The sequence below is a fragment of the Mesorhizobium sp. P3_B5 genome, assembly GCF_056402815.1.
The window spans coordinates 427,253-437,260 of sequence record NZ_JBFUGR010000004.1 but is presented as its reverse complement, the minus strand read 5'-3'; the positions used below and the strand labels follow the sequence as shown (position 1 = coordinate 437,260).

At 66.1% G+C, this 10,008-nt stretch carries 7 protein-coding genes and 1 pseudogene; 6 read left to right on the top strand and 2 right to left on the bottom strand.

Annotation, left to right across the window (positions count from 1 at the left end; genetic code table 11):
- A pseudogene (locus tag AC1DVW_RS14170) lies at nt 1-205 on the top strand (3-methyl-2-oxobutanoate hydroxymethyltransferase); the annotation flags it as partial.
- A gap of 296 nt (nt 206-501) precedes the next feature.
- Here AC1DVW_RS14170 and AC1DVW_RS14165 read toward each other — a convergent pair.
- Nucleotides 502-1,620 carry an NAD(P)/FAD-dependent oxidoreductase gene (locus tag AC1DVW_RS14165; RefSeq protein ID WP_477323785.1) on the bottom strand — a complete coding sequence of 373 codons (1,119 nt, stop codon included), beginning with the start codon at nt 1,618-1,620 and terminating at the stop codon, nt 502-504.
- Between the two features lie 117 nt (nt 1,621-1,737).
- On the opposite strand from AC1DVW_RS14165, the gene AC1DVW_RS14160 reads away from it, so the two are divergent.
- The 5 genes from AC1DVW_RS14160 (at nt 1,738) to AC1DVW_RS14140 (ending at nt 8,466) form a co-directional block, all read left to right on the top strand.
- Nucleotides 1,738-2,643: a LysR family transcriptional regulator gene (locus tag AC1DVW_RS14160; RefSeq protein ID WP_477323783.1), complete on the top strand. Its 906-nt coding sequence runs from the start codon at nt 1,738-1,740 to the stop codon at nt 2,641-2,643.
- Between the two features lie 91 nt (nt 2,644-2,734).
- On the top strand, nt 2,735-4,813 hold the full coding sequence (locus AC1DVW_RS14155; RefSeq protein ID WP_477323781.1) for a hydantoinase/oxoprolinase family protein: 2,079 nt from the start codon (nt 2,735-2,737) through the stop codon (nt 4,811-4,813).
- Nucleotides 4,814-4,817: 4 nt separating this feature from the next.
- A complete protein-coding gene (locus tag AC1DVW_RS14150; RefSeq protein ID WP_477323779.1) occupies nt 4,818-6,803 on the top strand; it encodes a hydantoinase B/oxoprolinase family protein in 1,986 nt (661 codons plus the stop codon).
- A complete protein-coding gene (locus tag AC1DVW_RS14145) occupies nt 6,800-7,102 on the top strand; it encodes a (2Fe-2S)-binding protein (protein ID WP_477323777.1) in 303 nt (100 codons plus the stop codon). The genes AC1DVW_RS14150 and AC1DVW_RS14145 overlap by 4 nt, the downstream gene beginning before the upstream one ends.
- Before the next feature lie 8 nt (nt 7,103-7,110).
- The gene (locus tag AC1DVW_RS14140) at nt 7,111-8,466 is read left to right on the top strand and encodes an FAD/NAD(P)-dependent oxidoreductase (protein WP_477323815.1); all 1,356 of its coding nucleotides are present in this window, start codon (nt 7,111-7,113) and stop codon (nt 8,464-8,466) included.
- 37 nt (nt 8,467-8,503) lie between these two features.
- Here AC1DVW_RS14140 and AC1DVW_RS14135 read toward each other — a convergent pair whose 3' ends face one another.
- Nucleotides 8,504-9,829, bottom strand: a complete 1,326-nt coding sequence (locus AC1DVW_RS14135) for an NAD(P)/FAD-dependent oxidoreductase (protein ID WP_477323776.1) — start codon at nt 9,827-9,829, stop codon at nt 8,504-8,506.
- Between the last annotated feature and the right edge of the window lie 179 nt (nt 9,830-10,008).

Here is a 10,008-nt window from a genome sequence, read left to right as displayed (position 1 = left end):
GAACCGTGGTCACATGCCTCGTCACTCCAAGGTCTATCGCAATTTCGCCGCCGAATATGATCGCTTGCAGGCGGAGCGCATCGCCGCGTTCTCGGAATATGTCGCAGACGTCAACAGCCTCGCCTATCCCGAAGACAGGCACGTCGTGCATATGGACCCGCAGCAGCTTCGCCTGTTCCTGAACAAGGTCGATGGCGTGGCTTGAAATATGCGCAGTTGGAACGTCGCGCCAATGGTGCAAATCGGCGGGTCAGAAAGGACCGAACGGGAGACGCGAACTACGGCGAGAGCACTTCCGCGTTGCGGGCGGCGGTATTTGACGCCTTGATGGCCAACCGTGTGCACCTGACAGTACTCTCTTTGTCACGATGAGGCGGCTCAGTCGGGAAGAGTTCCTGCCTCCCGTTGGAAGGCACTCGCAGCGAGTGTGTGAGAGTGGCTAGGACCGAGCTCCGACGCCACGCCCAAATCTCGCTACGCCTCCGTTCTTTTTCTGCTCGTTCAGGCAGCACGGGCGAAGCGATCGACCCTGAAGTCGTCGAGCGGCGTTTCGCAACGGTCGGTCGTGATGAGTTCGGCCATGGCGTCGCCCACGCCCGGACCAAGCTGGAAGCCGTGTCCGCTGAAGCCGAAGGCGTGGAACAGGCCTGGCGTCGTCGCCGAGCGTCCCATGACCGGCAGCATGTCCCTGACATAGCCCTCGCAACCGGACCAGGTGCGGATGACCGTAGCCTGCGCGATCGCCGGCAGCAGCCGCGCGACGGCGCGCAGTTGCATGGGCAGGCGCATAGGGTCGGCGGCCGCGTGGCCTGGGTCAAGCTCCACCGCTACTCTTTCGGCCGCTCCGCCGAAGACGATGTTGCCGCGCTCGACCTGGCGCAGATAGGCGCCATAGTCCTTGTCGCGCGTCCAGATGCCGACGACTGGCAGGATCCGATGCGGCAGCGGCTCGGTCACGCCCATCTGCGGGCCATAGGCGTCCAGCGGGACCTCTTCGCCAAACTGCGCGGCGATGCGCGCGCCCCAGGCTCCGGCGGTATTGAGCAGGCAGCCCGCGGCGAATTTGCCTTTCGAACCCGCGACAAGGAAACCGGAGCCCGTGTGAGTGATCTTCTCGACCTCCGCTCTTTCGATGATCTCCGCACCGAGCTTGCGGGCTGCCTCGGCAAAGGCAGGCGCGATCAGCCGCGGATTGCCGCTGCCATCTTGCGGAGAGAACGACGCAGCGATCGCTTCGGGACCGAGGCCGGGAAAGCGGGCACGAATCTCGCGTGGACCGAGTTCCTCCAGTTCAAGCCCCTCGGGGCGCGCCGCCTTGGCGTAGGCCCGCATGTCGGCGAGGCTATCTTCATCGAAGATCAGCCGGATATGGCCGGTAGCGCGGAATTCCACGTCGCGGCCAAGCATCTTCTCGGCCTCGCCCCACAGCCTGAGCGAGCGATGGGCCAGCGGAAGCTGGGACAGATGACGCCCCGTACGCCGGATGTTGCCAAAGGAAGCGACCGTTGCTCCGGTGCCGATCCGGTTGCGCTCGATAAGCGTCACGCGCGCCCCGCGCCTGGCGAGGAAATAGGCCGAAGCCGTCCCCATCAGGCCGCCGCCCAGCACGATCACATCCATAGTCGTTCCTTAGCGTAGAGCAGCTGCTTCCTTGGATGTATCCATCTTGTCGGTGCCCCGGCATTGCGTCAAAGATGGGTTTGGACAGAAGCCATAAGCTTTACCTATGGAGTGGCCATGCGGGCCCGGCAGCTCGAAGTGTTCATCGCCGTCATGCGCGCGGGCACCGTGACCGCCGCGGCGCGGATGCTGAACATCTCCCAGCCTGCGTTGAGCCAGATCCTGCTTCACGCCGAGGACGAACTCGGCTTCACCCTGTTCGAGCGGGTCAAAGGCCGGCTGCGACCGACTCCGGAGGCGCTCGAGATCTTTCCAGATGCCGAGAGGTTGTCGGCGGGGCTTGAAGGCTTGCGCCGCAAGACCACCGACCTGCGTCTGGGCCGAACTGGGCTGGTGCGGGTCGCGGCTTCGCCGCCGCCGGCCATGGCGATATTGCCGCGCGCGTTCACCGGATTCCGGGCGCAGCATCCCAACATTTTGCTGCGTTCCCATGTGGCGCCGATTGCCGCGATTATCGACATGCTGCGCGCCGGCGATGCAAGCCTCGGCGTGGCCATGGACGACCGCCTGCCTCCCGATATCGAGGCGGAAGTGATCGGCAGCGTCGGCTTTTCATGTCTGCTGCCTGCCGGGCATGTGTTGGCCGGGAAAACCGAGCTGGCGCTCGCCGATCTCGTCGGCGAAGAATTGATAACCTATCGCGGAAACACCCGTCCTGCCGACGAACTGGCCCATGCGGCCCGCGCACAGGGCGTCACGCTTTCGGCGTCGATCGAAATCGACGTGTCGATCTCCGCCGTCGGCTTCGTCCAGGCCGGTCTAGGCATTGCACTCGTCGATGCGTTGCTGCCGTGGCACCAGTTTGCCGGGCTTGCCGTCAGGCCGCTCGCGGCGGGGCCGGAATTTCCGATCGCGCTGCTGACCTCGCGCACACGGGCTCTTTCGCGGGCAGATGAGATGATGCGCGACCAAATCCGCGCGGCCTGTTCCGCGATCCTCGGCGAACATCGCACCAAAGCATAAGCAAGACTTATATCCTTGCCTCTCATCCATCTTGGACCCCCACCGTCCAGTCATGCCAGTTTTGCGTTTGGCAGACAGGAAGGGACGCATCATGGACAGTGCCATCGCGGCGGATGCAGCGCAAAACGGGGCCGACTGGAAGGTCGGCGTCGATATTGGCGGGACATTCATCGATTTCTGCGCGCTCGAAGCCCGTTCCGGTCGGGTCGCCTCGCTGAAAGTGCTGACGACGCCGGAAGATCCAGGTGCCGAGCTGATGACCGGCCTCACCCTTCTGGCCGAACGCGAAGGTTTTGATCCTACGCTCATGACGCGCTTCGTGCACGGCACCACCGTCGGCATCAACACGATCATCCAGCGCAAGGGCGCGCCGCTGGCGCTGTTCACCAATGCGGGCTTCGAGGACGTGATCGAACTCGCGCGGCTGCGAATGCCGGACATGTATTCGCTGTTCTGCTCGCGCCCGGACCCGCTGATCTCTCGCGACATGGTGTTCGGCATTCCGGTTCGCATGCGTGCCGATGGAAGCGAATCCAAGGCACCGGACATGGCGGCGGTGGCCAGGGCGGTGGCGGCGGCGAAAACGAATGGGGCGCAGGGGATCATCGTCTCCTTCCTCCATTCATGGCGCAATGCCGCGCAGGAGGCCGCCGTCAAGGCGACGATCGCGCGTCTCGCGCCAGACCTCTTCGTCTTCTCCTCGGCTGAGGTGTGGCCGGTCATCCGCGAATACGAGCGCAGCTCGACCGCCATTCTCAACGGCTATGTCCATCCGCGCGTCTCGGGCTATCTGACGGCGCTGGAAGAGCGGCTGAAGGACCGCGGCGTGCCGGCCCGCCCGATGCTGACGAAGTCGAACGGTGGGCTGATGAACGCTGCCGAAGGCAAGCGTGCCTGCGTGAACATGCTCTTGTCGGGAACGGCCTCTGGCGTCATCGGCGCCTCGTGGCTGGCGCGCCAGGCAGGCGAAGACAAGATTCTTACTCTCGACATTGGCGGAACCTCGGCCGACTTCGCGCTCATCATCGGCGGCGAGGCGCAATTCGGAACCGGCGAACTGATCGGCGAATTTCCACTGCATATCCCTTCCGTGTCGGTGAGCTCGATCGGCGTCGGCGGCGGCTCGATCGCCAGTGTCGACGTGCAAGGGGTGCTGCGCGTCGGACCGGAGTCGGCAGGTTCGACGCCAGGACCGGCATGCTACGGCCGGGGTGGCGAGCGGGCGACGGTAACGGACGCCATGGTGGCATGCGGATGGCTTGGCCACAGCGAGATGGCCTACGGCCAGCTCAGAATCGATACCGGACTGGCGCATCGCGCGGTCGGCGACCTTGCCGCCCGGCTTGGCCGCCCGATCGAGCAGACCGCGCAGGCGATCCTCGACATCGCGGTGTCGGAAATGTTCGTCGAGGTCGAGAAACTCACCTCGCGCGCCGGCGTCGACTTGCGCGATTTCACGCTGATGCCCTTCGGCGGCGGCGGCCCCATGCTCGGCGCCTTCCTCGCCCGCGAACTCGGGATGAGGCGCGTCATTGCGCCCCGCCGCCCTGGCGTGGTGTCGGCGCTGGGCGGGCTGGTGGCTGATCTGCGCGGAGACTTCATTCGCACGATCTTCAGCCCCCTATCGGGTACGTCGCTCCCCGGAATTCGCGAGACTTTCGAGGCTCTCGCGCAAGAGGGGCGCGACTGGCTTGCGGAGCAAGGTCATGACGGGGAGGCGGAGCTCAACCTCTCCTGCGACATGCGCTATCTCGGACAAAGTTATGAAATCGAGGTCGTCCTTCAGCCGGAATGGCTGACGGACGGGAATGCGGCCGCCATCGCACAGGCCTTCCACCTCACCCATCAGCAGCTCTACGATTTCCACGACCCGGACGGCGAGATAGAGCTTGTTAATGTCCGGCTATCCGCCGTAGGCGCGGGGCCGAAGCTCTCCTTCCCGGAGATCGACGAGATCGGCGGCTCGGCCATCCCAGCGCGTCGGCTCCCGGTCTACACCGGCCTGAGCGTCGAGACCGTCGACCTCTACGATCGGCAGGCCCTCGTATCCGGCAGCACGTTCCACGGTCCTGCCGTGGTCGTGCAGGAAGACACCACCTTCGCCATTCCCGCGGGAGCACAAGCAAGGGTCGACCGTCACCTCAACCTTTTGCTGACCTTCCCGGAGTAAAGCCATGTTTGACCGGACAAACCTTCAGGTTCTGGCGAACCACGCCCGCGCGGCCGCCGAGAACATGGCCCATACGCTGCACCGCACCGCGCACTCCGCCTTCGTCAAGGAGACGCAGGATTTTACGGTGATGCTGATGGATCGTTCAGGCGCGACCTTCGCCGTGCCGATGGAACTCGGCGCCACCTGGTATCCCGGGCTTTCATATCACCGCGCGATCGCGATGGTCGACGACTACCGGCCGGGGGACGTTGCGTTCACCAACGATCCCTATTCCGGCCACGTCGCCACGCACGCGCCCGACACGCATCTGTGGAAGCCGGTCTTCGTCGACGGCGAGATCGTCGCCTGGACCGGAGGGCACATCCACAACACCGACATGGGTGGCGCGGTGCCGGCTTCGCTCAGCCGGGCGCTGACCGAAATCCATCAGGAAGGCATCCGCTTCCCGCCCATGAAGCTGGTGAACGAGGGCGTCTTCGATGAAACGATCGTGCGGATCATGAGCACCAATGTGCGCAAGCCCGACCTCAACATCGGCGACATCAAGGCGCTGGTCGGCGCGCTCAACACCGGTGAACGCAAGATCCAGGCGATGGTGCGGAAGTTCGGCAAGGCCGGCTTCATCGAAGGCGTTTCCGCGCTTCTCGACCATGCGGAGGCGCAGGCGCGCGACATGCTGCGCGCCATGCCCGACGGCACATGGCAGTTCGCCGATTATGCTGACGAGGATTCGGTCGAGGCCAATCCCTGCAGGCTGAAGCTGACCCTGACGATCAAAGGCGACGAGGCGGTGCTCGACTTCACGGGCTCCGATCCGCAGCTCGGCTCCTCGCTCAATGTGCCTTCAGGCGGCGACCCGCGACACACCATGCTGCTGGTGGGCGTCTATTACGTGCTTTACACGCTCAACCCGAAGCTCCTGCTCAATACGGGCCTCACCAGGCCGTTCACCTGCATTACGCCCGAAGGTTCGGTGCTCAATCCGGTCCATCCCGCCGCGGTGGGCATGCGCTCGCTCACCTGCGCCCGGCTGCGGTCGGTCATCTTCGGCGCCTTCTCGCAAGCCGTGCCGGAGCGCCTGCCCGCAGCACCTGCCGGCAACAACTGCATCGTCAATGTCATGACCACGGACGAGCGGACGAGCAAGACTGTCATCACGGCGGTGAATCCCGTGGTGGGCGGCGGTGGCGCGATGCCGCATCGCGACGGAACCAACGGGTCGGGCGCCGATGCCGCCTATCTCAAAAACACGCCGATCGAGATCACCGAGACCGAGACCCCGGTCGAGTTCGTGAAATACGGGCTCGCCAGGGACAGCGGCGGTGCAGGGCGCTGGCGCGGCGGCCTGGCGACCGAGATGGCCTTCCGTGTCTTCGCCCCCGACTCCAGGATCACGGCGCGCAACCGCGATCGCAGCTTCTTTCGTCCGTGGGGCGTGCTGGGCGGCAAGGCGGCCGGCCTATCGGACATGGTCGTCAATCCAGGGACCGAGCACGAGCGGCGGCTGGGCAACATCGACACCGCGGTGCTGCAGCCTGGCGACGTGCTCGATATCCGCTCCGCCGGAGGCGGCGGGCGCGGCGATCCGCGCAAGCGCGAGCCCTGGCGCGTCGCGCAGGACGTGCGGCGGGGCTATGTCTCGCCAACGGCTGCCGAGCGCGACTATGGGGTCGTCATCCGCGACGGCTTGGTCGACGTGCAGGCGACGGAAAGACTGCGCGCGCGGCAGGGGCCAGCCGCCGGCCATTTTCATTTCGGTCCGGAGCGCGATGGCTACGAAGCGCAGTGGACGCCGGCCGCCTATGACCTGCTGACCGCCATTCTGCGGGACTTGCCGATCCACTGGCGATTTTTCGCCAAGACGGAGATCTTCCGTCGCATGAAGGGGCGCTCGGGACCGGAAGGCGTCCAGGCGGCGTTCGATGCGGTCTGCGAACGGTTCCCCGAACTGCCCCGTCCTCCCACCGTGCGAGAGGCAGCGGAATGATCACCGCCGGCCGCATCGTCCGGCTGGCCGAGCGCGACCGCGCAGTGGTGCATTTCTTTCTCGACGGGCAGGTGTGCGGCGCCCTTGCGGGCGACACCGTGTTGACCGCCATGCTGGCATCAGGACACGCGTTGCGAAAATCCGAGTTCGGAGCCGAGCCGCGCGCCGGCTTCTGCCTGATGGGAGCCTGCCAGGATTGCTGGGTATGGCAGGACGAGGGACCGCGCCTGCGGGCGTGCTCGACATTTGTCAGCCAAGGTATGCGGTTGCGCACGATGCCACCGGAGAGCTGGCCGTGAGCGGGACCATGCCGCCGCGGATCGTGATCGTGGGCGCCGGTCCGGCTGGCATAAGGGCCGCCGCGACGCTTGTGGAGGCCGGGCTCCACCCGGTGGTGATCGACGAAGGGCAGCGCGCAGGCGGACAGATCTATCGCCGCCCGCCCACCGGGTTCACCCGCACCGCGAAGCAGCTCTACGGGTCGGAGGCGGCGAAGGCGGACGCGCTGCATGCGCTGTTCGACCGGCTGGCCAAAGACGGGCGGCTTACCCATTGCGCAGCGAGTTCAGTTATCGCTGCGCAGGAGGGGCGACTGCACGTGCTGGGGGAGGGCGGTGTGCAGGTAGTCTTCCATGACCGCCTGATCCTTGCCACCGGCGCGTCCGACCGCGTCGCTCCGGTGCCGGGCTGGCAGAGCGCCGGCGTCTACAGCCTTGGCGCGGCGCAGATCGCGCTGAAGGCGCAGGGCGTGGCGCTTGGGCGGCGCATTGTGCTGATCGGGTCGGGGCCTTTGCTGACGCTGGTCGGCGCCCAACTCGTCAAGGCTGGAGCTGATGTGGCGACGGTGCTGGACACTTCTCCCTGGCATCAGCAGATGCGAGGGCTCTGGCAGCTTGCCGCCCGCCCGTTCGTCGCACTGCGCGGTCTGGCCCTGCGGGCGAGGCTCGGCGGCCGCTACCACGCGGGCGTGACGCTCGAACGGATCGAGGCCGACGGGAAGGGCGTGTCAGCGATGCGCTGGCGCGACGCCGGCGGAAGGCAGCGCCTCACCCCATGCGACATGATCGGCATGGGCTGGCACCTGCGGGCGGAAACGCATCTGGCCGACCTCGCGGGATGCGGCTTCACCTATGACGAACAGTGGCGGCAATGGCTGCCAAAGACCGACCGGATGGGTCGTGCCGGCAACGGCGTCTATCTTGCGGGCGATGGGGTACGTCTTCTTGGCGCGGACGGCGCTGAGATCGCTGGGCGTCTCGCTGCGGCGGCATGCCTTGTCGATCTCGGACATCCGTCGCCCTCCGCCGGCGCCGATCTGCACAAGCTCGCGCGGCTCGAGCGCTTTGCCCGCGGCCTGGCTCGGGCCTTTCCCTGGCCGGCAGCGATGGCGCGGGCACTCCCCGACGACACGATCGTCTGCCGCTGCGAGAACGTGAGTGCCGGAGACATACGAGAGAGCGTGACTTTCGGTGGCGGCGAAGCCAACAGGGTGAAGTCGCTGTCGCGCGTCGGTATGGGGCGCTGCCAGGGGCGCTATTGCCAATTGGCCGCCGCCGAACTCGTGGCGGCGCAAGCCGGCTGCATGCCCGACGCTGTCGGCCGGTTTCGCGGGCAGGCGCCTGTCCGGCCGGTGCCTATTGGCGCCTTTCTGCGCAACGGCTGATGCAATTGCGGAGGCCGCGCATGACGAGGATCAGATGCTAGAAATCGGCGACCTTGCCCCAGGCCGAAGCGTCGAAGCGCCTGGGATCATAGGATGTCGGGTCGACGATCGGCTCCGACCCGGTCACCAGATCGGCGACGAGATGCCCGGCGCCGGGCCCGATGCCGAAGCCGTGTCCCGAAAATCCGGCAGCCAGGAAGAAACCCGGAATGGTCTGGATTTCGCCAATGGCAGGCACGCCGTCCGGTGTGCTGTCGACGTAGCCGGCCCAGGTCGCGCTGATCCTGGTTTGGCGCAGTGCCGGCAGCAGCTCAAGCGCGCGGGCGTGGGTCAAGCGGATCGTCGCCTGGTCCGGAGCCGGGTCGAGGATGCGCATCCGCTCCATAGGCGTCGGCCGGTCGAGCCGCCAGCGCCGTAGCGTTTCGTGGCCCGAACGCATGCCTTCCAGCCCGCCGGGTGCGATGCTTCGCCACCGCCTCAGGAACATCGGCAGGAATTGCGACGAGAAACGCAGCTGCTGCGGCGTCAAGTCTACGCGGCCGCGTCCGCTTATGGCGAGCGTGTAGCCGCCGCCGCTGCGACGCGTGGCCGAGATCGTTGCCGTGTGAAGCGCATCCGGCAGGCCCTCTGCGCCCGGCGAAACCGACAGGATGGAGGAGCGGACCGACACCTGCGGAAAGCGGAAACCGAACTGATGGCAAAACGAGGAGGCCCAGGCGCCGCCAGCCAGGACGACCGCCTTGGTTCGGATCGTTCCGCTCTCCGTAACCACGGCGCTCACGCGCCCGCCCTCGGTCTCAATGCCGCGCGCGGCGCAATTCTGGTGCACGCTGCTCCCGAGCTTAAGGATGGCGCGGGCGACGGCGGGCGCAGCCTGCGATGGATCGGCGATGCCGTCGGCTGGCGAGAAGACGCCGCCCTTCCAGGTCCGGCCCGTGGCGTGGCCTCGCTCACTGGCCTCGGCGCTGTCGAGCATATGTGTGGTGACACCGGCCGTGCGGGCGAAGTCACGCCAGCGCGCCCAGCCGGCCAGTTCCGCCTCGTCATTGCTAAGATAGAGTAAGCCGCAGCGTCGGAAGCCGGTATCCTCGCCGGCGTCCGCGGCAAAACGCTCCCAAAGATCGAGGCTTCGCATCGCCATCGGCAGCTCGCGGGCATCGCGGTTCTGCTGGCGGCACCATCCCCAGTTCCTGCTGGATTGCTCGGCGCCGATGCGTCCCTTTTCGACAAGCGCAACCTGCACGCCGCGCCTCGCCAGATAGTAAGCTGCGAAAGCCCCCACGATGCCACCGCCGATCACCACCGCGTCAGCGGACCTTGGTAGTTCGCCGGATGTCTCGATTTGCTGCAGTGGCGCGGGCATGGTCTTCTCTACATTGACGCTACAATCTAGTGCTTTGCGCAGGCAGCCGCTGCTGCAGTTGAGGCCGAAGCAGTATTTTATTCTGGAAGCGCCATCGGAATCGGGAGTCCCTGCCATTCAGCGGGTATCCGTTCGGATGGACAGGCCAGCGGGCTGTGGTAGTGTCAATGGTTGTTGGC